Annotated in this window: 24 protein-coding genes; 3 read left to right on the plus strand and 21 right to left on the minus strand. The window is 46.9% G+C overall.

Features of this window, described 5'->3' with window-relative positions; translation table 11 throughout:
- Nucleotides 1-248: 248 nt before the first annotated feature.
- Nucleotides 249-626 (plus strand): MerR family transcriptional regulator, encoded by a 378-nt coding sequence (locus tag ACE3MZ_RS14685; protein ID WP_411342899.1) that lies wholly within the window; start codon nucleotides 249-251, stop codon nucleotides 624-626.
- Nucleotides 627-792: 166 nt separating this feature from the next.
- Here ACE3MZ_RS14685 and ACE3MZ_RS14690 read toward each other — a convergent pair whose 3' ends face one another.
- The 11 genes from ACE3MZ_RS14690 to ACE3MZ_RS14740 form a co-directional block, all read right to left on the minus strand.
- Nucleotides 793-1,446 (minus strand): DUF1405 domain-containing protein, encoded by a 654-nt coding sequence (locus tag ACE3MZ_RS14690; protein WP_411342900.1) that lies wholly within the window; start codon nucleotides 1,444-1,446, stop codon nucleotides 793-795.
- A 221-nt stretch (nucleotides 1,447-1,667) separates the two neighbouring features.
- Nucleotides 1,668-1,907, minus strand: coding sequence for an IDEAL domain-containing protein (locus ACE3MZ_RS14695; RefSeq protein WP_411342901.1), 240 nt, complete (start codon nucleotides 1,905-1,907; stop codon nucleotides 1,668-1,670).
- Nucleotides 1,908-1,930: 23 nt separating this feature from the next.
- Nucleotides 1,931-2,437 carry a gamma carbonic anhydrase family protein gene (locus ACE3MZ_RS14700; protein WP_411342902.1) on the minus strand — a complete coding sequence of 169 codons (507 nt, stop codon included), beginning with the start codon at nucleotides 2,435-2,437 and terminating at the stop codon, nucleotides 1,931-1,933.
- Between the two features lie 243 nt (nucleotides 2,438-2,680).
- Nucleotides 2,681-3,256, minus strand: coding sequence for a histidine phosphatase family protein (locus ACE3MZ_RS14705; protein ID WP_411342903.1), 576 nt, complete (start codon nucleotides 3,254-3,256; stop codon nucleotides 2,681-2,683).
- A gap of 48 nt (nucleotides 3,257-3,304) precedes the next feature.
- The gene (locus tag ACE3MZ_RS14710) at nucleotides 3,305-3,625 is read right to left on the minus strand and encodes a hypothetical protein (RefSeq protein ID WP_411342904.1); all 321 of its coding nucleotides are present in this window, start codon (nucleotides 3,623-3,625) and stop codon (nucleotides 3,305-3,307) included.
- Nucleotides 3,626-3,816: 191 nt separating this feature from the next.
- Nucleotides 3,817-4,443, minus strand: a complete 627-nt coding sequence (locus ACE3MZ_RS14715) for an anti-sigma factor family protein (RefSeq protein WP_411342905.1) — start codon at nucleotides 4,441-4,443, stop codon at nucleotides 3,817-3,819.
- Entirely contained in the window at nucleotides 4,440-5,036 is a 597-nt protein-coding gene (locus ACE3MZ_RS14720) for an RNA polymerase sigma factor (RefSeq protein ID WP_411342906.1), read from the minus strand. The genes ACE3MZ_RS14715 and ACE3MZ_RS14720 overlap by 4 nt, the downstream gene beginning before the upstream one ends.
- Before the next feature lie 1,029 nt (nucleotides 5,037-6,065).
- Nucleotides 6,066-7,373 (minus strand): aminotransferase class I/II-fold pyridoxal phosphate-dependent enzyme, encoded by a 1,308-nt coding sequence (locus ACE3MZ_RS14725; protein WP_411342907.1) that lies wholly within the window; start codon nucleotides 7,371-7,373, stop codon nucleotides 6,066-6,068.
- Between the two features lie 30 nt (nucleotides 7,374-7,403).
- Complete coding sequence (locus ACE3MZ_RS14730) at nucleotides 7,404-8,246, minus strand: carbohydrate ABC transporter permease (RefSeq protein WP_411342908.1); 843 nt, start codon at nucleotides 8,244-8,246, stop codon at nucleotides 7,404-7,406.
- A gap of 46 nt (nucleotides 8,247-8,292) precedes the next feature.
- Nucleotides 8,293-9,156 (minus strand): carbohydrate ABC transporter permease, encoded by an 864-nt coding sequence (locus ACE3MZ_RS14735; RefSeq protein WP_411342909.1) that lies wholly within the window; start codon nucleotides 9,154-9,156, stop codon nucleotides 8,293-8,295.
- A gap of 28 nt (nucleotides 9,157-9,184) precedes the next feature.
- Nucleotides 9,185-10,519 carry an extracellular solute-binding protein gene (locus ACE3MZ_RS14740; protein WP_411342910.1) on the minus strand — a complete coding sequence of 445 codons (1,335 nt, stop codon included), beginning with the start codon at nucleotides 10,517-10,519 and terminating at the stop codon, nucleotides 9,185-9,187.
- A 140-nt stretch (nucleotides 10,520-10,659) separates the two neighbouring features.
- On the opposite strand from ACE3MZ_RS14740, the gene ACE3MZ_RS14745 reads away from it, so the two are divergent.
- Together ACE3MZ_RS14745 and ACE3MZ_RS14750 are read left to right on the plus strand one after the other, a co-directional pair.
- Nucleotides 10,660-11,586, plus strand: coding sequence for a LysR family transcriptional regulator (locus ACE3MZ_RS14745; RefSeq protein ID WP_411342911.1), 927 nt, complete (start codon nucleotides 10,660-10,662; stop codon nucleotides 11,584-11,586).
- Nucleotides 11,587-11,640: 54 nt separating this feature from the next.
- On the plus strand, nucleotides 11,641-12,651 hold the full coding sequence (locus tag ACE3MZ_RS14750; RefSeq protein ID WP_411342912.1) for a nucleoside hydrolase: 1,011 nt from the start codon (nucleotides 11,641-11,643) through the stop codon (nucleotides 12,649-12,651).
- Between the two features lie 196 nt (nucleotides 12,652-12,847).
- Here the strand turns inward: ACE3MZ_RS14750 and ACE3MZ_RS14755 are convergent, their stop codons facing one another.
- The 10 genes from ACE3MZ_RS14755 to trpE all read right to left on the minus strand — a co-directional run bounded on the left by ACE3MZ_RS14755 (nucleotide 12,848) and on the right by trpE (nucleotide 23,580).
- The gene (locus ACE3MZ_RS14755; RefSeq protein WP_411342913.1) at nucleotides 12,848-13,705 is read right to left on the minus strand and encodes a hypothetical protein; all 858 of its coding nucleotides are present in this window, start codon (nucleotides 13,703-13,705) and stop codon (nucleotides 12,848-12,850) included.
- A complete protein-coding gene (locus tag ACE3MZ_RS14760; protein ID WP_411342914.1) occupies nucleotides 13,702-14,220 on the minus strand; it encodes a sigma-70 family RNA polymerase sigma factor in 519 nt (172 codons plus the stop codon). Before ACE3MZ_RS14760 ends, ACE3MZ_RS14755 begins: the two co-directional genes overlap by 4 nt.
- A 399-nt stretch (nucleotides 14,221-14,619) precedes the next feature.
- A complete protein-coding gene (locus ACE3MZ_RS14765) occupies nucleotides 14,620-15,726 on the minus strand; it encodes a prephenate dehydrogenase (protein WP_411342915.1) in 1,107 nt (368 codons plus the stop codon).
- A 184-nt stretch (nucleotides 15,727-15,910) separates the two neighbouring features.
- The gene (hisC, locus tag ACE3MZ_RS14770) at nucleotides 15,911-17,008 is read right to left on the minus strand and encodes a histidinol-phosphate transaminase (RefSeq protein WP_411342916.1); all 1,098 of its coding nucleotides are present in this window, start codon (nucleotides 17,006-17,008) and stop codon (nucleotides 15,911-15,913) included.
- Between the two features lie 120 nt (nucleotides 17,009-17,128).
- Complete coding sequence (trpA, locus tag ACE3MZ_RS14775) at nucleotides 17,129-17,932, minus strand: tryptophan synthase subunit alpha (RefSeq protein ID WP_411346803.1); 804 nt, start codon at nucleotides 17,930-17,932, stop codon at nucleotides 17,129-17,131.
- 26 nt (nucleotides 17,933-17,958) lie between these two features.
- Complete coding sequence (gene trpB, locus ACE3MZ_RS14780) at nucleotides 17,959-19,155, minus strand: tryptophan synthase subunit beta (protein WP_411342917.1); 1,197 nt, start codon at nucleotides 19,153-19,155, stop codon at nucleotides 17,959-17,961.
- Entirely contained in the window at nucleotides 19,155-20,039 is an 885-nt protein-coding gene (locus ACE3MZ_RS14785) for a phosphoribosylanthranilate isomerase (protein WP_411342918.1), read from the minus strand. Before ACE3MZ_RS14785 ends, trpB begins: the two co-directional genes overlap by 1 nt.
- Complete coding sequence (trpC, locus tag ACE3MZ_RS14790; RefSeq protein ID WP_411342919.1) at nucleotides 20,032-20,874, minus strand: indole-3-glycerol phosphate synthase TrpC; 843 nt, start codon at nucleotides 20,872-20,874, stop codon at nucleotides 20,032-20,034. Before trpC ends, ACE3MZ_RS14785 begins: the two co-directional genes overlap by 8 nt.
- On the minus strand, nucleotides 20,864-21,904 hold the full coding sequence (gene trpD, locus ACE3MZ_RS14795) for an anthranilate phosphoribosyltransferase (RefSeq protein WP_411342920.1): 1,041 nt from the start codon (nucleotides 21,902-21,904) through the stop codon (nucleotides 20,864-20,866). The genes trpC and trpD overlap by 11 nt, the downstream gene beginning before the upstream one ends.
- A gap of 104 nt (nucleotides 21,905-22,008) precedes the next feature.
- The gene (gene trpE, locus ACE3MZ_RS14800) at nucleotides 22,009-23,580 is read right to left on the minus strand and encodes an anthranilate synthase component I (protein WP_411342921.1); all 1,572 of its coding nucleotides are present in this window, start codon (nucleotides 23,578-23,580) and stop codon (nucleotides 22,009-22,011) included.
- Nucleotides 23,581-23,626: the final 46 nt, after the last annotated feature.

The raw sequence follows: 23,626 nt of genomic DNA on the forward strand, positions 1-23,626 counted from the left end.
TGATAGAAATATAGTTCGCCTGGACAGATTCAGGCTGTATTCCTAGCATACGGCTTACAGCTTTCTATAACGCAAGCATCAATAATCAGGCACAGTACAGACCTGCAATTCGCTTTTTATGTTTGTTTATCAACAAAAACTCCCTCCTTTTGCATCCAAATGCTAAAATAAACCCAAAGACAGCAGAAACCGTTACTTTCGGTGAACTCTTCTCGTTACAGTACACTCTAAGGCAAGGAGCGAACATAATGAAACTTACAATTAAGGAAGCCGCCCAGCAGACTGGCATTAGTGCATATACGCTGCGATTTTATGAAAAGGAAGGCTTGCTGCCTATGATCGAACGAGATGATCATGGCAACCGTGTGTATGATGAAGAAAGTCTAGAATGGCTCGATTTTGTAACGTCTCTGCGTTCAACCGGTATGCCACTTGCTCAGATCAGACAATATGTCGACTGGTATCAAGAAGGCGATCTTTCCATTACACAGCGCAAACAATTGATGCTAGATCACAAAGCCAAAGTAGAACGGGATTTACAGCAAACGCTCAGTTATTTGGAAAAAATCAATTACAAAATAGCTATGTACGAATTTCAGGAAAACCAATTCAAAAAGCTGCCCTGATCTGAATCCAACATGAATAGATATCGTTCCATAACAAAAGGCTCTACACTATAGGTGCAGAGCCTTTATCATTTCGTTCATATTCCAATTATCAAAGGTGTCTGTTCAGCCGTGCGATAATTCTTATAAACAACTCATCCTATCCCTATAGCATAGAATATACACTCTACATTCCATATGACCGTTGCTTGCTGCGCTCCCCTTTTGCCAGCTTCACTGCCAGCGCTCCGATCAAAGTCGATATCAGAGTCAACGATACTGTAAAGTTACGCACCTGATCCAGTCGATTCACCAATTGTTGTGTCAACCACGGATACACACCCTGCCCATAATCCATATAATCATTGAGCAGCGTCCAACATAACGCAATCAGCAAAGACGTCCAGCGGAACATGAAAAAGCGTACATACAACAGTGCCTCAATCGCCATCGCCAGATGCGATACAGTTAGCATCCAATTTTCCCAGACTAGCTCCTGCCCAAGCGCAGCACCCCAGAAAATCATCACTACCGCCCACACGCCATACTTGACCGACGTCACAACTGCCAGCGCTTCAAACAGCACACGCATTCCTTTTGCCCATTGTCTGCGTGGCGGATACAGCAAAAATACGAGCGCAATACTAAAAAACAAACTTGCCGTCGGACTGTCCGGCACAAACACGACAATCCAGGCAGGCCAATGCTCAAGCGTATACTCCATCTGCAATGCATACCAGTAATACCCATAGATCGTACCCAGCACATTGCAAATCAGCAATAACCACAAAAATCCGCGATTCGTCAAAAAATCCCTGCTCCAAAAATAAGAAATCGGCATTCCCCAGTCTCCTTCATCTCGACCCTGCACTATGCAAATCTTCACATCCACACATTACCTATCCTCTTCATTGTAAAAGTATATCCAACTCTTACGCAAGACCTATATCAAACTTCAACTTTACCTATGCTCCCGTAACAAAAGATAAAGCCCACCCTTTGATCCGGGTGGACTTTTATCGAGAATCTTTGTGTATAATATATTTCCAAGAAAGTATGTGATTAGTGAGACAGTGTTTTACGTTCATCATGCTCCTCTTCCGGGAACTCCACTTGAATCGCTGGTGTCAGCGAACGCAGTTCATTTGTCCATTGTTGAAAAGCCTGCTCGTCCCGATCCGCAAGTGCACGATCAATCAGTTCATTCAGTTCTTCCACCCGATGTTCGCGAAGGACTTGATCCCATACCATTTCTGCAGCCAGACCCAACATAACTTCGTAGGTTACTTTCATCTTGTACATAGGGCGCACCTCCATCATGCTATTCATGGATTTCTGAACTCTGCTCCTTTGTCCACATAACTCTGTGTCGTTTTGGCCATTCGCTGCAAGTCGTCTTCCGTCAGTTCACGAATGACGCGTGCTGGCGAGCCAAGAGCAAGAGTGTAAGGCGGTATCGTTTTGTTCTCCGTCACAATTGAACCTGCACCGATCAACGAATATTCTCCAATATTCGCCCCATTCAGAAGAATAGCGCCCATGCCGATCAGTGAACCTTTACCGATCCGGCAGCCGTGCACAATCGCTGAATGTCCGACAGAAACGTCATCTTCGATAACAAGGGGATGAATTTCATGAACATGACCTACGGCAAGATCTTGAATATTACAGCGTCGTCCGATCTGTACAGGGGCAAGATCGCCGCGAAGTACCGCGTTAAACCAGACACTGCTGTATTCACCAATGCTAACGTCTCCGATCAGCTTGGCGCCCTCTGCGATAAATGTATTGCTATCCACTTTGGGCCAGATATGATGGTAAGGTAGTAACATGTCATCCGCTCCTTATCTGCATTTTAACCAAAATTCCTGTAAGCGTATCAACAATTTTGTAAAAAAAGAGGACATTTAAATAAAAGAATTGTCATATTTCGCAATTCCCCCTTTATGATTGCCCTGGTACGTCCTATCTAGTTATTGGCAGTTTGCAGCTCAGAACCCTTGCTATATGCATGAAAACCAGCTTTACGAGCTGCTTACTTCCAATTATAGCCAAATAGCCCGGCAGATGCCAGGCTAATTCAAATGATCGATATTATTATATAAAATAGTGTTCCATCGTTCTGCTTCCCATTCCAGAATCGTCAACGACAAATTGCCAATGCGCCGACTATGCTGTTCCTTCATCAGCAGCGTGAATAACTGAGACATCAATCCACCGTGGCTCACCACAAGGATATTGTTGTCTGGAAATTGCTGACGCGTCGTTTCCATAAATTCCATCGCCCGCGTACCGAGTACATCTACCTTTTCCTGACCCAGCTCCAGCGTTTCCCAATCTGTTCCCCACTTCGTCTCGCGCTCTTCCCAAGTTAATCCCTCGATTTGACCAAATCCACGTTCTTTGAGCCGTTCGTCCGGTTCCATTAGCGGAATTCCCAGCCGCTCGGCAATGATGCTCGCAGTCTCATGGGCACGCTGCAAATGACTGGAAATGATATGATCCCATTGGATCGGTTCTGCCGCCAATCGTTCAGCAAGCAGCGAAGCCTGTCTGCGTCCTTCTTCATTTAGCGGAATATCACTCTGTCCTTGAATACGCCCAAGCGCATTCCAATCTGTTAAGCCATGTCGAATCAGTCCGATTTGCATAAGCGGTTATGTCATCCTTTCACTATGTAAAATGGATTGCCTGCTTGCTCAGACAAATGGGCTGCCTGCACGGGTCACTTCCTGGTGAATAACTAGCGGATCGGAAATGAGTCCATACTTTTCGTCTTCAGGATACGTAACCGCAATCTCTGGATGTTCTCCAGCAAAATGGCGAATCGCTTCCCACGACGACCAGACCGTGCACAAAAAGAAATGTGCATACATTCCCTGCTGCATGACCTGAATATAGGCCCCCAGATTGCCTTTAATACTTTGCGAATGCTCGACACCGGTTTTGTGCAAATGCAGCTCAAATGCTTGCTGCTGCTCAATCGGTACAATCCCGTGCCATGTTCTCGTAATTGCCAATTCAGCTACCTCCTTGCATGTAGCAAAAAGTATAAACGACACCTATACAAAAAATCAACCCGCTTCACTGCGTCTATGCAGTAAAACGGGTTAGCAAGCTCTGTGGGCAAATGATAACACCTACAGAGTGAAATATTCGTTTGTATTCATCTATGTGCGCATACAAGCACCCGCTCCAGTGAAGCGTCATGTTATTGATGCCGTGGACGTGCCAGTAAACGCAGCGATACTAACGCCAGCAACATACCAACGACCGATAAGATCATCCAGTATTGCGGGTGGCTCGGGTCCATCGGAATCACGAGCGGATCAATCAATCCGCGTTCCGAACCGGAAAAATGCAGCGATGAGTGCATTACGGTGGTCGCATCGCTAGTAGCTACACCAGTCGGAACTATACCGTTCACACGTTCCTGAGCGGCTTCTTTATTAAAGCTACCGGACATGTCCAGCGTCAACAATACAAAACTGCACAGGAAGACCGCAATCAAGCCAGCAATCCAAAAAGAGAGGCGTCGACGGAACATACGCGAGATCGGGCCGCGTCGGATATCATTTTGCATGACCCACGGCGTCTCCGCGTAGATACGCTCCATCACATTGTGATTGACCTGTTCGGCACGCATCGTTAAGTCTGGATCATGTTCCAGCTCAACCGCTTCCGCCTGAATCCATTCGCGACTCTCCTGCCAGAGCGCAAACTCGGCAGCGCAGTCGGAACATTCACGTATATGCTTATCCAGCGCCACACGACGTGGATCGTCTGGCGCTAAATCCCAATAGATTCCGAAAACAAGTTCGGCCTCTCTGCAATTCATTTTGTATTCATCCCTTCGATTGGCTCATCGTAGACCGAATCGTAAAAATACGGCTCTAACCGTGTTTTCACACTCGCTCTCGCACGAAACAAAAGAGATTTGACGGAGCTGACACTTTGACAGAGGATATCAGCAATTTCCTGATAATCCAACTGGTCATATTCGCGGAGGATCAAAGCGGACCGCTGCTTTTCGGGCAATTGGTCAATCGCATCCCGTACCATCTGCACACGCTCACCACGGAGAACGGCGTGTTCTGGAACCATACTATTCGGAGCTACAGGCGTATAGCCGCTCTCTTCCAAAGGCACATTGCCCCCCTTGTGCTTGCGCAGCTCGCTAAGCACCGTATTGCGGGCAATCGTGTATAACCAAGTCGAGAATGAAGCATCTACCTCGCGGAAGGAATGCAGGCTTTTGTATGCCTTATAGAACGTTTCCGAACATAGGTCCTCAGCCATCATTTCCAGATTGGCGCTTTTCAGCATATGGTAAATGAATGCCAGGATTTTACGCTGGTAACGGCGCATAAGCTCAGAGTACAGCTCAACATCACCGTTCTTTATTTCCTGAATGATCAGGGAATCTGTCATTGAAATGCGACCCTCCTCATTGCTGCCGCCGCATCTTCCTGTTCCTATGTATTCATTAGTACTGAACAGGGCGGCAAAAGTTGCGGTTCATGACTGAAAACCCGCACTTTACAGCAATTCACTGATTTTATAAGTAGATGGAGTGCCTGCTGGACAGCATGCAGGCGGATAACGGACAATCATCAAATACAATTTACGACCAAAAGGGAGAGCTTGCAGTCTTGCCATCTATACGATCAACAGATCATTCATATTCATCAGAAATACAATCATCACGAGCAGACAAAGAAACACAACCTTTATATCATACCTGACTTTTAGACGTAACGCAAAGTCGAAAGGTTGCTGAACATGCCAAAATAACGCCGGATTTATCATCATGAGCAATCGATGTAAGGGATTGCAAATCCGACCGAGTGAGCAGGAAACAGGTGTGTTGCATTATGTATATTCATTGAAGATGTCTGCTAACCCGCTGTATACTTCCAGTGGTATGCTCTCCATACTGGTCACGCGTTTTTCGTAGCAGCTGCGATTTATTTATGTAAACATTCTTTTCCTTTATATCACAAAATGATAGGTGGTATCAAATTTGGCGATCTGGTGCTGAGCAGCAAGTATGATCTTTTCAGACGATACAATCTCTGGACAAAAAAAGAAACCGCTAACAATTGTTAGCGGCTGAGTTCCCTATTTCAGAAACTCCAGTTATTGGATAGGAGTGGAGAGAAACCATACTGTAGTTACAGTATACTGTATGCGCTTTCATTTAGTCAACCCCTTTAAGTAATTTTTTTGAAGTTTTTTAATTATTTTTATATTTTATAATATTTACCTCCTTCCTACCGCCTTTGATTGTTTGGTTATCTTCTCGTACTTCTACTGCATTCCTCGTCTATAAAGTATCAATACGTACCATTAAAGCTGATTCTCTACTATGTAAGCAAGAGATCAGCTTCAATATGATATCGTTCCCTATATTGTTGATTAATGCGTGTTATATTCATTTCTAATTGCCAGTAATCTGTATTATCGCGAAGATTGTTCTAGTTCCTGTACTGCTCTGTACAATAAATCTAGCAGCTCTCTCCAATCTTTCTCTTCGATACAAGGCACAGCTAGACGAATATCCTGCTCATTCAGTGCAATGATGCCGATCTGATAATGATCCAGCAGATGACGTCTTAATGTCTCCGCCTGTACATGATGCAATCGTAAACAGAGAAAGTAGCCGGAATTAAATGGATACAAACTCCATACTTGTTGGTAGTGCTCCTGCTGAAGCAATTGCTTGGCTTGATGAGCACGGCGATACAGAATTTGACGATTGATTTCCTTCTGCTCAATGTATAGGGGCGATTGAAGAGCGCGCAATAGCAGCGATTGTGACGGATGTGGACCGCTGGATAAGGTAGCACGAATCAATCCCATTGTTTTCTGTTCTAGCGCAGTTAACACTTCATTCGACTGGGCTGCATATGTAATAAATCCTACACGCAACCCGGTCGCGTAATCTTCCTTGGTTGCACCATCAATCCGAATCGGCAGAATCGATGGATGCAAACCTGCAAGCGTAGAAAATAACGATTCATGAATACTATCCTCATAAAACAATCCAAAATAGGCATCATCAATAAGCACAACAAGATGCATTCCCGTATCAGCAGCTTCTTGCAACGTACGCACAATCTCTTCTTTTTCCTCAGCCAAAAGCGTATAGCCGGTCGGATTATTCGGAAAATTCAGTACAACAATCGCTTTACCATGAGAATGCTGCGATTGTATAGCTGTTCGTAGCCCTTCGGTATTATACCCTCCATCGTGATTGAAAATAGGATACTCCACCTGATGACTACCCCGCCGTACATCAAACGTAATGCGATAATTCTCCCAGATCTTATCGGGTACGATGACCGGGTCTCCTTCATCCGCAAACAGATCTGCGATCAGACTCAGCCCATGAGTTAATCCAGTCGTAACAATGGGTAACCCAATCGTTCGACCTTCAAGAGTTGGATGTTCGCGATACATCTTATCTAGCCAACGCTGTCTTAATTCCGGTTTACCTGCTGTAGGTGCATATTCAAAAATATCCTGAGCAGACAGATCAGGTAATGCCTCGCGAATAACTGGCAAGTACATCGGTTCTCCCTGGTCAGTCGCCGTACCAAGAGTAGCATTGTATCGAGTAGCACGGCGTTTCGCTTCAGCGGACTGGCTCAGAATGCCTTCCTGCACGTAATAGATACGGCGCCCTAGCTCAGACAGCATATGATAGACTTCCTGTTGACCTTGATAGAGAATATCGTTTAGTTGCTTTTCAGGTGATTGGATCATAACATCTACCTCGCTTTGCATCATATAATGTTAACCTTTGATTCCGCTAGAAGAGACGCTTTTCACAAAATAACGCTGCAAGGGTACCAGCAACAGGATCGGTACAATCATCGAAATAATGACCGCTGCAAACAATTCATTCCAATACGTCCCCATCTCGGTTGTAAAATCGTTCAGTGCTACTTGAATGACAGCATACTGCCGGGAACGAACAGCAATCAGCGGCCACATAAAGCTCTCCCATTGATGTACAAAAACCATCAGCGCCGCACTGACAGTTACCGGTCGGCATAGCGGCATAATGATCTGCGCATACATGCGCAATGTCCCCGCCCCATCGATCCGAGCCGCCTCAAATAGCGCTGGAGGCAAATCGAGAAAAAATTGCCTGTACAGGAAAACAACTAGCGCATTGGCAAGACCGGGTACAATGATCCCGCTGTAACTATCGATCATGCCTAGCGCATCAACAAGACGATACAGCGGAATCGCAGTTACTTCAAACGGAATCATAAAAGCGACCAGCACGAGTACAAACAAGGCATGCTTGCAGCGAAAATTGTAAAAGGCAAAGGCAAACGCCGCGAGCGAACCGATCAACAAAGCGCCAATCATTTCGACGATCGATGTGAAAAAGGTATTAAAAACAACTCGACCAAATCCGCGTTCCACGAATAAATTAGCATATGCCTGCCAGGTCGGTTCCATCGGTACAAATGTTTTCCAGCTGATCGGCGACATATATTTGAAAACATCCTCTAACCGTCGGAACGAAGACGCCAATGCAAAGGCAAGCGGTAACAAGATAATCGCAGCTAATACGACATGGCATACCAGCAGCAGTAATGTTTGCACTTTATAGTTTTTGTTCATGATGCCTCCTCCGTGTCTGCATTCCGGCTAATCTCATCACACCGATTCAATGATTGGTACGTAGTAAGCGGAATTGTGCCAAGATCAACAACAGTGCACAACCAATCAGAACGACCACGATAGCAGAGGCTCTGCCGGGGCTGGAATATAAAAAGGCATTTTGAAAGCTTTCCAGCATCAGCGTGCGGGTACTATTTTGCGGTCCTCCCTGCGTCAGTATGTACATAGGCGAGAACATAAACAGATGATTACTCGTAACCGCTACAGCGACAAAAGCAAAAGGTCGTTTCAATAGAGGCAAGGTCACATGCCGCAAACGCTGAAGCGTTCCTGCCCCATCCACTCGCGCCGCTTCATATAGAGAAACAGGTACTTCCTGCAATCCTGCCAGAATAAACAATGCCCAGTATCCTGCATTTTTCCAGATAACAATCCCAATAATCGATAGCAAAGCTTGGCTGCTGGACACGAGAAAAGGCTGGGCAGGAAATCCGAAACTAGCCAACAGCGAGTTCACTACGCCATGTTCGGGGCTTAGCATAATGCCCCACAGTACACAGGCGGTTGGAATCGATATCGCTACAGGAATGAATTGGATCGTCTGAAAAAATCGTTTGCCTCTACCCACAGCACCATCCAGCAGAAGTGCCAGAGCAAATGAAGCAATCAGCATAACAGGCGTGAGGATTGCGTTGAATACCAGTGTCGTTTTCAAGGAAGACCAGAACAATTGGTCATTCCAGAGCGCTACATAATTGGCAAGCCCCGTAAACCGTTCACCCCCACCGGCAAAATTCAATTCGAACAGACTGTTGCGAACTGCTGACAGCATCGGATAGAGCTTGAATAGTAGCAATCCGCCAACTGCTGGTAATAACAATACATATGGAATCCATGCCTGTTTGCGCATACGGTCTCTCCCGTTCCCCGGTACGAACTCACGATTGTGGCGATACTGCTTTGTACTTTTGCAATTGCCGATCAATCTCGCTCACAGCACTATCCAGTGCCTGCTGTGGAGCAGTACCATTTTTGATATCTTCTAATGTCTTATTAAAATTCGTTTCCCATTCCAGATAGCCCGGTGTAGACGGACGAGCTACTGCCGAAGTTGCCCCATCCTCTGCTGCCAGACGCAACGCTAGACCGGGAAGTTTACTGTACGTCTCATCCTCAAGCAGATCTTGTTGCAGCGACTTCAATGCAGGCAGCAACCCACCTTGCTCTAATAACACGCGTGCCCCGTCTCCGGTAGTCATATATTTCACAAAACGTGCAGCTTGTTCCTGATGTTCAGAAAATGCAGAAATGCCCAGATTCAAACTACCTGTCGGTGTAGCCGGTTGTCCACCTACAAAATACGGATGCGGTGCGATGCCATAATTGATACCGGAAGCTTCGATCTTGTTCAAACTCGCAGTATTGCCGAGAAACATCGCTATTTTACCTGAAGTGAAATAATCCTGAGTTTCTTCACGCTTGATGTTGGGACTCACATTCCATGTGTGGAATAGATCGTAATAAAACTGTAGTGCCTCAACGCTTGTAGCCGAATTGGTATACCCGGTGGAACGTAGTCCTGATTCATCGAGCGGAGCGGCGTTTTTACTTTGCAACAACGGTAATATTTGATACGCACGACCTACCTGATCAAAGCTGAATCCGTATACTCCTTCTCCATGGAACTTTTGAGCGATAGGAACGAGTTCTTCCCAAGTCAGACGGTCATCCAGCGAATCAGAGAGAAAAGGGACATTGTATGTCTTGAACAAATCTTTGTTGTAGTACAGAACGACGCCAGAGGAATTCATCGGTAGTGATGTTAATTGACCGTTGTACGTGCCAGCAGCGATAGCAGAATCTGCAAATTGCCGCTTGGCTGAAGCATCAAACCATGGGTCAAGCGGTGCCAGATATCCTTTGACCGCGTAATTGGAATTGAGCGGCTCATCTACAGTAACGACATCAATATCACTATCTTTGGCACCAAGCTTGATCTCATTCGTTTCCTGCAATTTGGTATACGGGACGAATTCGGCAATGACATGGATGTCTGTATGTTCAGCTTCAAATTGTTGAATCGCTTGTGTTAATGGTTTCTGCCAGTTGGTATGGGTCACTATGCGAATGTTAGTTACACCACTCGCGGATGCATCGTTTGTAGTTGTATCGTCATTATTCGAGTTCGCTGCTGAATTTGTACATCCAGCCAATACCGTAACAACGGATAGTAACCCGGCGAGCAGCGAGATCGATAATCGGTTAGTTCTCATCTTTTTATCCCCTTTAACGTATTAAAATTTAGTTATCATAGCGATTTACTATGATTTAAAACCATGGTATCATGTGGGTGTCGAATTTTGAAATATATAGATCTTATCGTTTTCATAACTTTCAGGAATGGAGAATGCTTATGGATATGCGTCGACTTCATCATTTTGCGACAGTTGCCCGCACTGGAAACTTCACACGAGCCGCGGAACTGCTGTACATCGCCCAGCCTGCCATCAGCAAATCTATTCAAAAACTGGAAGAAGAATTGCAGATGCAATTGTTTGATCGGGCGGATAAACATGTATCTCTTACGCCCGAAGGTCGGGTGTTGCTGGGACATGCGGAAAGCATTCTGGAGCGATTGGATGAAGCGCGTCATGAAATGCAGGAATTGCGAGGCTTGCAGCGTGGGGAGATTTTACTTGGACTTCCTTCGATGTTTGGCAGTGTGTACTTCCCGCCGATTATCAAAGCCTTTATTAAGCAGCATCCTGCACTTCGATTGCATGTCATCGAAGAAGGAACGGTGCAGATTCGGCAATGGATTACCGACAAAACGATTGATCTGGGCATCATCAGTTATGATCCCGATGTGGAAGCAGTTCATTCCAATCCTGAGCTGATGATCGAACATTTGTTGACTGATGAATTTGTAGCTTGTTTTCCGCAGGGACATCCGCTCAGTACACGCTCCAGCATTTCGGTTCAGGAGCTACTATTAGAACCGCTTGTCTTATTCAAAGAAGGTTACAATCAGCGCCGATTGCTGGATGAAGCCAGTCAGCAATACGGAATTCAGCCCAATATTGTCTTTACAACCAATCAGCTATCGTTTATTCGTTCTCTTGTTGTTGAAGGCGTTGGTGCAACGCTATTGCTGCGTACGGCTGCTGCTATGGAGCCACGACTCGCCATCGTACCGATACAACCTGGTATATCGGTGCATCTGGCTGTCGCGCATCGTCATAACCGGTATCTCTCACTTGCCAATCGAGCGTTTTTGACTTTTTTGAAAGAACAATTGGTGAAGTTAAAATACGATCATCTTCCATATCGTCCTTCTTAATGCCTTACGCAACCGAATATGACAATGGTACATACGGAAAGGAAGTTGTCTTCAATGAATACAAATGAACAACAAAACACGGAAGTCCCTTTGCTACTAGATGTCGATACGGGTACGGATGATGCGCTTGCGATCCTGTACTTGCTTGCTCATCCGCGTGCTCGTCTGCTCGGAATTACGACCGCAGCTGGGAATGTCAGTGCGGCTCAAGCGACTGCCAATACACGCAATATTCTAGAATGGAGTGGATATGACGATATTCCGGTTGTACAGGGAGCTGATGCTCCACTCTACCGACCATGGGCAGGCATCAAACGCGACTTTCACGGTGAAGACGGATTGGGCAATTGGGCAGAACCGGTAACCCCTGACAACGCTGCGTTAACAACCGAATCAGCAGCACAATTTCTCGTTCGTCATATTAACGAACATCCGCAAGCGTTGACACTTGTGTTTGTCGGTCGCTTGACCAATCTTGCGGAAGCATTGGCACTCGATTCTACTCTGCCATCCAAAGTCAAAAAGCTGGTTATTATGGGCGGCGCATTGCGTAGTAAAGGCAATATTACGCCGTATGCGGAATCCAATATTCATGGTGATCCTGAAGCAGCAGACATCGTATTTCGTGCTGGATTTCCATTGGTGATGACGGGACTGGATGTGACGTTTCAAGCGATGCTGCAATCTGGTCATGCGGCAGATATAGATGAGCGACTGGCTGTACAACAACCACAAGTCGCAAAATTGATACGGCATGTGTTGCAATTTCGCATGAAAGCATACGAATCCAAGCACGGCATATATGCTTCGCCATTGCATGATCCACTTGCAGCTGCGGTCGCATTGGAGCCATGGTTAGTGACAACAGAACTGGTCAAAGCACGTATACAGCTACAGCCGGAAGATCAGTTGGGACGAACGTTGGAGGTCACAAATGATACCGATCCTCATTTCACACCGATTCATGTATGTACTGAAGTGAAGGTGGATGAATTTCTTGCGCATTTTATCGATATCCTCGCCCTACATGGCAAAGATCAACATGATGCTAGGCACCACGATTAGATTCATCTCGTATACACGGTACTGTGCAGCAAAAAGCCCGCTTGCATATCAGCTTCCTCTTCATGACACAGGGATATACTCTTTTAAAGTTTCCCATATGTGTATGAAGAAGGTGGTGCTGTCATCCAAGCGGGCTAATGGAATACTCAGGAATTGACTGGACTATCATGTACTACATTCCATATTGATTATATATCTATTCGTGCGGTCGATCGTTGCTCATCCAGCTATCCACACGGAAATCATGATAATCCGGTGATGCGGCAGATACTTGCTTCAGCTTCGCTTCCGCCTCTTCTTTCGTTTCGTATTCTCCAATAACAGCTGCATACATCTCACCGGATGTTTTGATAAAGGAAATGTCTTCGTTCGGGTACAGCTCCTCCAGCATGGACAATGATTCGCCCATCGGCATACTTTCGGTACGCAGCGCGTAGATCATATGCGGCTCTGTGATTGTAGCGTCAGAACGCAGCGTCAACTCCAGATAGCCTGGGTTCTGATATTCGGTAATCGTATGGCTTACTCCGTCCTTCAGCTCCACGACAAAACGCATCGCCGAATCATCCAGAATGACAACCCGATACACATCTTGTACCAATGGCAACTTGCGCAGATCTTGCGTCACTTGATCATAATCGAATGTACGTGCACCATTGATTGTAAAGATCAGCCGGTTCGGTGCATCCTTCTGCACCACTTCATAGGCAGGAACCCGATCCATCAGGTCTTTGTCATCGTTGCTAAAATGGATCTGAACGCTATTCTCAGTTACTTTGGTTTCTACATGGACACCATCGGTCACTTGCCCACCTTCTCCGAATTGCAGTACTTTGACGATGCTGCCTAGCACCGGGATATTGTACATGGCATTGGCAACGGTCGGAATATTCACAACGAGCAGGAACGCGATACAGGCTGCGATCAGTGAGCTATACCGAACGATACGATTCGTTTTGCGCTGCTTTTGTCTGGCTTTCTGCTGGGCGCGATCCATGACATCGGTTAGTTGCTCAGGAACAGGAATATTATCGTAATGTTGTTTTCCGATCATACCGATTCCACCTCTCCTTCAATCAAATACACTTTCAACTGTTTGATAATCCGATAAAATCTCGATTTTACTGTATTTTCGGGTACGGATAGCACATCCGCCATTTCTTTGAATGAGAGATTCACAAAATATTTTAAAATGATATACGACTTATCTTCCGGTCGCAATCGATCCAGTGCATTGTACAAATCCATCTTCTCTTCCAGCGATGCGCCTTGTGAGGTAGCGGCAAATTCCTGCGTATAATCTTCAAGATACGTGATTCGCTTATTACGACGCGTATGGTCAATCGCTGTATTGATCACGATGCGTGACATCCATGAATCAAAGTACGTGACGGAATCAGCTTTGCCAAAAGCGAGATAGCCTTTGTACGTAGCTTCCGAGACGATGTCCAATGCTTCCTGTTCATTTTTTACATAGCAGTATGCCAGCCGATACAATTTTTCACGAATACTGGTTACTTTCTCACTGAACTGCTTTTCTTTGATTTTGGTTCGGTTCCATCTGATCACTTCTGATAAACACCCCTTATCGACATATATGCATATCCAATTCATCGGATTGGTATCATTCTCAAGCGCTTGAGTTCGTACTGCCTGTTAGACTGCTGAGCAGGGCAAATAGTTCTACGATTCTTGATTTTTTTTAGAAAATCAGCGATTGCCTCATCTCAGACTACATCTATCCAGGCAAATTGAGCAGCGTTGCACATAAAAAATGCACCTCCTGTGATCATCTGCTTCCATCCTGGAAATCCCGATGTTCATGTAAGAGGTGCCTTATATTGAGGTGTATACAATCATGTCAAATGATATTGCCCTTGTATCTGCTATGCAAATGCCAGACAAGAGTGATGTACGTAGCTTGTCATAGCGGTAACTGGTAACAATCCATATATATGGCTATATCCGTTATACGCGTGCGAATACACTGTACTGGCTATCCAGCAGCATTGCTTTTGCCTGCTCCATATCGTGTTCATTGCGGAACGACAGACGCATCACGCCCGGTACATCTTCCCGGCTCTCAATAATCTGCACATTGCTAATATTGATGCCACGATTGCCGATTTCAGTTGTGATTTTACCGATAATGCCGGGATGATCGGGTACGTCGAGATACAGATCGTACAGAGTCGTAATCATGCCCTTGCGACGTTCCGGCAATTCGTCACGGAATGCACCCGCTTGCTCAAACTGCTGTTCGATGCCACGCGCGTCTTGATTGTGCAGCAGTTCCACGAATTCCTGCACACCTTGATTCCAGTCTTGCAGCAAATCCAATACGATATGCCGATTGTTCAGCAAAATGTCACGCCAAACGATGGGATCGCTAGAAGCAATACGCGTAATATCGCGGAATCCGCCCGCAGCCAGCATCCGGTATAGCGGATTATTTTCATTATAGCCGCGAATCTGATTGACCAGTGCTACGGCAATGACATGCGGCAGATGGCTGATTGCGCCGACAATCTCGTCGTGCAGCACCGGTTCTACCTTCACTACCTGTGCACGCGTATGACGGGTCAACAGCTCAGCGAGGCGTTCGTATGCCGCAGGTGGTACATGATCCGGTGGTGTTAGTACATAGTAGGCATTTTCAAACAGCAACGCCGAAGCTGCACCGACACCAGAGCGTTCGGAACCAGCCATAGGATGACCGCCGATAAAATGTACGCCGTCGCTCAGCTTCAATTGTTCTGCACAGGCGTTGATGGATGCCTTCGTGCTGCCAACATCGGTAATGATGCAGCCTTTTTTTAATGGCAGGCGGCTTAGTTGTTCCAGATAGCTGTTCAGCAAACTAACCGGTACGCAGAGGAAAATAAAGTCCGCGTCCAGTGCAGCTTCTTCTACCGAAAGTGTCGCATGATCCACAACCTGTCGCTCTTGAAACGTATGTATCAATTCGGGCAGGTGTGTATATCCAGTTATATGCAGTCCCGGCTTGTCTTTAAAGCAAAGCGCCAGCGAACCGCCGATCAGCCCTACACCGAAAATCGCAATATTTGTCGTCATTAGTATCCCACTCATTCTTTATCGATTGTCTTTCCTGCTGCGTTAAAGCAGCAGAATCCATGATGCTGTTTAACAGTCGAATATTGCGCCGTGCTGCCGATTGTAGCAGTCACGGCATCTTTCATTCGCCTGAAGTTGTAAAATCAGTCGTAGATTTTATCTATAAATCATTTTGGATCATTTTTTATACATTTGCCGTTTGCTCTTGCAATGTTTCTTCCAACGCACGAATAAACGCTTCATTCTCTTCCGGCGTACCAATCGTTACGCGGATATACGTCGGATACTTCTGATGACCTGCACGGATAATCACACCACGACGCAGCATCCCTTGGAAAATATCCATCGCATTATGCTTCGTATCAACCATAATGAAATTCGTCTCGCTTGGGAAATACGGCAGACCAAGTCGGTCAAATTCGCCGAGCAGCACATCCATACCTGCACGATTTTTGGTGCGGCAATCATCCACGAATTGTTGATCCCGAATCGCCTGACGTGCTGCCGCTTGAGCAATACGCGATGTATTGAACGGCTCACGCACCTGATTGACCAGCTTCACTACAGCTGCATTGCCGATACCGTAACCGATGCGCAGTGCAGCCAATCCGTAGATCTTGGAGAACGTACGCAAAATGAGCAGATTAGGATACCGATCCAGAAGCTTCACGCTGTGCGGATATTGCTCTGCAACTACGTATTCATAATACGCTTCATCCAGTACAACCAATACATGCTCAGGTACACGATCCATAAAGCTGATTAGTTCATTTTCCGGTACAAACGTTCCGGTTGGATTGTTCGGATTGCACACCCAGACGATCTTCGTATCTTCGCTCACTGCGGCGATCATCGCATGCAGATCGTGTGTACCTTCTACAAGCGGCACTTCAACAACTTCAGCACCCTCGATCTCAGCATTACTTTTATATACGGAAAAGGTCTGATCTGCCATAATTGTCTCATCGCCCGGCTCTAGGAACGCGCGCGCAGTCAATGAAATGATCTCGTCCGATCCACAACCGAAAATAATCTGATTGGATTGTACACCTAGATGCTTTGCCAGCTCGGCAGTCAGCTCTACCGCACCGCCGTCTGGATACAGATACAGCTGGGACAATTCGTCTACGATAGCCTGCTGTACAGATGGCGCAGAACCGTACGGATTTTCATTGGAAGCTAGCTTGATCACTTTGTCGAGTCCAAGTTCGCGTTTCACTTCTTCAATCGGTTTGCCCGGCTGATAGACGGGAATATTCACAATACGGGATTTCGGTTTCACTATGCACAACTCCTTCAGGCATCATCGTCAGGAAATGCTGAAACTCCGGCATACCTGTCTGCCATAGCAGCAGGTACACACGGAGCGTTAAACATTGCCTGTATAGGTATAATCGTAATCTTATTTGCTTCCTTTTAATTCTGCCACAAAATTGCGAATTTGCAACAGTCCGTCTGCTTTCCGCGCGGGATCAGTCAATAGCGGAATCTGCGATTCGATCTGGCGCACAATTGCACTACCAACAACAACGCCATCGCAAAATTGCGAGAACTGCTTCACTTGTTCATGACTGGAAATACCAAAACCGACCGCAACGGGCAAGTCTGTATTGTCCTTCACGCTGTTAATGAACTGCTCTACGTTGTTGTGGAACGATGCGCGTTCACCTGTCACGCCGAGCGAAGATACGCAATACACAAAGCCCTGCGCTCCGTTCAGAATGGAGGAAATACGCTCATGCGACGTTGGTGCAACGAGTGGTACAAGGCTTACACCCGCTTCACGGGAGCGTGCTCTCATTTCTTCGGATTCTTCTACCGGTAGATCCGGCACGATCATACCGCTAATGTCGTAATGACGCATCTGCTCGAAGAACGTATCCAATCCGTATTGCAAGATCGGATTGTAATACGTGAACAGAATAAATGGCATCTGTACACCGCGTTCTCGTGCCTGCGAAGCAACCTCAAAACATGTATCGATCGTCACACGGTGAGTCAATGCACGCTGCGAAGCACGCTGGATGACCGGTCCATCTGCCAGCGGATCGGAATAAGGAACGCCCAGTTCCAAAATGTTGCAGCCTGCGGCTTCCAATTCGACGATAATATCAACCGTAATCTGCGGATCGGGATCACCAACAGTCAGAAACGGAATCAACGCCGTTTCGCCCGCTTCCTTCAACTTGGCAAATGTAACATCCATCCGATTCTGGCTCTGTCCTGTTACGCTCACAGCGATCCCTCCCGCTCATATTTCATAATCGATTCCACGTCTTTGTCGCCGCGACCGGACAGACAGACTACCAGTAGCTGATCTGCTGTCATTTCTTTTGCAAGCTTCACCGTGTGGGCAATGGCATGTGCCGATTCCAGTGCCGGAATAATACCTTCGGTACGGCACAGCAGTTTGAGCGCATCGAGCGCTTCCTGATCTGTAATCGGTACGTACTGGGCACGTTCAATATCTTTGAGATAGGAATGCTCTGGTCCAACGCCCGGATAATCAAGACCGGCGGAGACGGAATGGGCTTCTTGTACTTGACCGTATTCATCCTGTAGCAGATAGCTCATCGAACCTTGGAATACGCCTTTGGTACCGAGACTCATCGTGGCGGCGTGCAGCGGGGTGTCGATACCTCGTCCAGCAGCTTCCACACCAATCAGACGAACGTCTTGGTCGTTAATAAACGGATAGAACATGCCGATGGCATTGCTACCGCCACCAATCGCTGCCACTACGGTATGCGGAAGGCGATGTTCCTTTTCCAAAATCTGACGGCGTGTCTCGTCGCCGATCACACGTTGGAAGTTGCGTACCATCATCGGATACGGATGCGGTCCGACGGCAGAGCCAAGAATGTAAAATGTATCTTCGACATTGCTGACCCAGTAGCGCAGTGCTTCATTACCCGCATCTTTGAGTGTGCGTGTACCAGACGTAACCGGAACCACTTCTGCACCGAGCATATTCATACGGAACACGTTCAGTTGCTGACGCTTGATATCCTCTTCGCCCATGAACACTTTGCATTCCAGACCCATCAGCGCAGCGACTGTCGCTGTTGCTACACCATGCTGTCCAGCGCCTGTTTCGGCGATGACTTTTTGTTTGCCCATTCGTTTTGCCAGCAATGCCTGACCGATAGCGTTGTTGATCTTATGTGCACCCGTGTGGTTGAGGTCTTCGCGTTTCAGATAAATCTTCGGTCCACCCAGATGTCGAGTTAACCCTTCGGCATAATACAGCGAAGTCTCGCGACCGGAGTATTCTTTGAGCAGATAATCAATTTCTTGTTGAAATTGCGCGTCATCCGCGTATTTACGATACGATTCCTCAAGTTCGATCAGTGCGTTCATCAGCGTTTCTGGTACGTAACGTCCACCAAAATCGCCAAATCTTCCTTTTGCATCAGGTAGTGTTGTCATTATGATCTCGCCCTCTCCACAAACTGTTTGATTTTATCGATATCTTTGACTCCGTCACTCTCGACTCCGCTTGATACATCAATGCCTTCTAGCGGATAGCCGTGAACGAGTGTATCTACATTGTCCGGGTTCAGTCCACCGGCAATTAGCAGCGGAATTCCGCGCGCTGATGTCCAGCGATGATACGCTTGTATTTCTTCCCAAGCAAATGTTTTGCCCGAACCGCCGCCATACAGCGGATCATGGGTATCAAGTAAAAAGGCGTCTACCACGCCTTCGTAAGGATTGCATTGTTGATGAACAGCAGTAGCCGTATCATCATAGTTTTGTTCCATTTGCATTTCCGTGTTGTTCATGTCCATGTTGATTCGGCTAGTTGTATTGTTATGTTGATCTGTATTATTTTGCCGATCTGCCTGTACGGAAATGACCTTTATTACCGGCTTGCGCAATCTCTCTCGCACCTGCCGACAAAACGCTGGCGTTTCCTTACCATGCAATTGGATCACATCTAGCGGCGCGATATCTGTAATATGCACCAGCTCATCCAGTGTCGGGTCAACGAACACGCCTACACTTTGCGGAATATGTCCTTGCGGCCACTGCTTCAGCACATCAATGAGCTGCGCAGCGATCTCGCGATTAATTTGCCGCTTGCTGCGTGCAAAGACAAAGCCGATATAATCGACCGGTAATGGTATCATAGATTTTAGCACTTCAACGCTTTGAAGTCCACAGATTTTTATCTTTAAACTAGCATCGTGGTGGTCGTACAATACCGGTGCAGATGCCGAATGTAGATCGTTATTTTGCTGCTTATTACAGTCATTTCGCTGTTCATCGGAATGGAATGTTGGAGCAAAGGTACTGTCGTTTTCAGTCATGAGACGTTCCTGCCTGACTACCTGCACCTGCTTCGTACTCTGCTGGTGCCATCAGATTGCGTACAGCACTTTCAATATCCGGTTGACGCATAAAATATTCTCCAACCAGCACGCCAGCCGCTCCAGCCTCCTGCACATACGCAATATCTTCCACCGACATAATGCCACTTTCGCTAATTAACGGCACGCCTTCCGGTAGCAAACGAATCAATTCCGCTGTAGTCGACAGCGAAGTAACGAATGTACGCAGATCACGGTTATTCACACCGATCAAACCATGCTCCAGTGCACCCTTGGCATGCAGTACCGTTTCCAGCTCTGCCTGATCATGCACTTCAATTAATACATCCAATCCGAGCGATACTGCGACTTCGATATATTGCTCCAACTGCTCTGCTGTCAAAATAGCGGCAATCAACAGAATCGCATCCGCTCCGATCAGACGCGCTTCATAAATCTGACGCTCATCAATAATAAAATCTTTGCGAAGCAGCGGCAGATTAATCGCTGCCCGAATATCAGTCAAATACTGATTATTGCCCTGGAAATATTGTACATCCGTTAGGATGGAAATACAGTCTGCACCAGCTTTTTCATAAGCGGTCGCAATCTGCACCGGCTGAAAATCAGGGCGAATCAGCCCTTTTGACGGCGATGCCTTTTTCACCTCAGCGATCAGACCAAGACGACGATTCGGCGACGCAGTCAATGCCGCACGGAATCCGCGCGTTGCAGGCAATTGTGCAATCTGACGCTCTGCTTCACGTAATGAAAAATGATGCGCCAGTTGTTCTACTTCCTGCTGTTTGGTAACGACGATTTTATCAAGATACATAACTGTGTGCCCCCGTAGTTTGGATTAGTTGCTGCAATTTGCCGGCGGCTACACCGGAATCAATCGCCTGTGCGGCAATGGCTGCGCCTTCTGCAAAACTATTCGCTTTGCCAGCCAGATAGATGCAGGCTGCGCTATTCGCCAGCACTACATCACGATACGCACCATGCTCTCCGCTCAAAACACGGCGGATAATATCGGCATTTTGCTGAGCATCTCCGCCCAACATATGTTCCAGCGGGTGCGTATCCAGTCCAAAGTCCGCTGGTATGACTTCATACGTACGAACCTCGCCATCTCGCAGCTCGGCAATCCGTGTTGGTGCGGCAATACTGATCTCGTCCAATCCGTCATGACTGGCAACGACCATCGCACGCTCCAATCCGAGCAATTGCAATGTTTGAGCGACAGTTTCGATTTTGCTGCTGTCATACAGACCGATCAGTTGGCGATCCGCTCCTGCCGGATTGGTTAACGGTCCTAGCATATTGAATACAGTACGTACACCCAGCTCACGACGAGTCGCTGCTGCATGCTTCATCGAAGGATGGAACACTTGGGCAAACAGGAAACAGATTCCAATCTCGTTCAAACAGCTAGCAGCTTGCTGTGCATTCAGTCCGATATTCACGCCTAGCGCTTCCAGTACGTCTGCGCTGCCCGCTTTACCCGATGCAGAGCGATTCCCATGCTTGGCAACACGAACCGATACGGAAGCCGCGATAATGGCAGATACGGTGGAAATATTGAACTTGTGAATCCCCGATCCGCCAGTACCGCATGTATCAAGCAAGCCAGCCGACAATACTGGTACACGTCCACCACTACGCCGCATCGCTTCGGCAAAACCAGTAATTTCCTCTACTGTTTCACCTTTGATCCGCAGCCCAGTCAACAAGCCGCCAATTTGCGAAGGCGTTGCTGTACCGTCCATAATCGTGCTCATCACTTCGTATGCCTGCTGGCGCGACAGATGCTGACCTTGAATAATGTCGCCGATTGCCTGCTGTATGATTTCTCCTGTTTGCATCCCATTGTCCTCCCCTAAGTGTTGATGTCTATATACTAATCCGGCAAACTGCCGATTGAATGATAAATGTTGCGTACTATCACTTTCATATGCAGATTGTTATCTTAGTCACCCAACTTCACTGGCTCGTACCCGTACAGATAATCTGGATTCGCTACATTGTGTTCTTTGCTACTTTTCGGTGGAAACATCGCTTCGGCAACACGAATCGACTTGAGCATCGCTTTCGCTTTGTTCACCGTTTCCTCGTATTCCTTCTCTGGAACCGAATCCCATACGATGCCTGCTCCCGCCTGTACATATGCACGTCCATGTTTGAAAATAATCGTCCGAATCGTAATACAGGCATCCATATTACCAGAGAAGCCTAGATAACCAATTGCTCCCGCATACGCGCCGCGTGCTTCATTCTCGATCTCCGCGATAATCTCCATCGCCCGTAGCTTCGGTGCACCAGATACTGTACCCGCTGGCAGACAGGATAGGAAAGCATCGAAGAAGTCCTTATCTTTGCGTAATGTACCGGATACATTGGATACGATATGCATCACATGTGAGTACCGTTCAATCTGCATAAAGGAATCTGCTTTGACCGTTCCAAATTCGGATACCCGTCCCAGATCGTTGCGACCGAGATCGACCAGCATCAGATGCTCAGCGCGTTCTTTTTCATCCTGTAACAATTCTTCTCCCAGTGCCACATCTTCCGCTTCGGTGAGTCCGCGTGGACGTGTACCCGCAATTGGTCTTGTTTGTAACCGATCGCCTTCGACCTTCACGAGCGCTTCTGGTGAAGTACCAACGATAATCTCTTCGTCCAGTTTCAAATAATACATATACGGCGATGGATTCATCGTCCGCAGTACGCGGTATACTTCGAGTGGCGACACTTCCGTATCAATGTGAAACCGCTGAGACAATACAACCTGGAAAATATCTCCCGCGCGAATATATTCTTTCGCCCGATCCACGCCATCCAAATATTGTTCCTTCGTCATATTGGACTTGATCTCGCCCAGCTCAATATCCTCGGATACCGGTGCACGTCCAGCGGTGTTGACTGGCGGTTGCGTTTGCAACATACGCTCCATATCGTCCAGCTTTTCCGCTGCATTGCCGTACGCTTCACGAATCGTATCGTCATCCGCACCATCTGGCACATGCACATTGCTCACAAGCAGAATATGCTGCTTCACATGGTCAAACACAACAATCTGATCGCAGAACATAAAGCGAATATCATCCATATTCAGATCATCCACTTTATGTGGCGGCAACTTCTCATAATATTGCAATAGATCGTAGCCGAAGAATCCAATCGCTCCACCAGTGAACGGTGGCAATCCATCTACCTTCGGACTGCGATATCGACGCAGCAGCGCTTTGAGCTGCTCTACTGGCTTGCCGGACAAATCGGTCTGTTCGCCATCGATATCCAATGTAATTTTGCCCTGTTTACCGGAAATGAGCAGGAACGGATCGCTACCGATAAAGGAGTACCGTGCCCATTTGCTGCCACCCTCCACGCTCTCCAGCAGGAACGCGTGCTTCTGCTCCGCATAGCGCTGAAAAATCCGAATCGGTGTCTCCATATCGCCCAGCAGGCGTTTTACGATAGGAATCAAATTGTACTGACTGGACATGGCAATAACCTGTTCTACATGAGGTTGGATCATGATATTCTCTCCTTTGATCTGTTTGGTTTGGTAAGGGAAAGCATAT

The sequence above is a fragment of the Paenibacillus sp. WLX1005 genome (assembly GCF_046603685.1).
Taxonomy (GTDB): domain Bacteria; phylum Bacillota; class Bacilli; order Paenibacillales; family Paenibacillaceae; genus Saccharibacillus.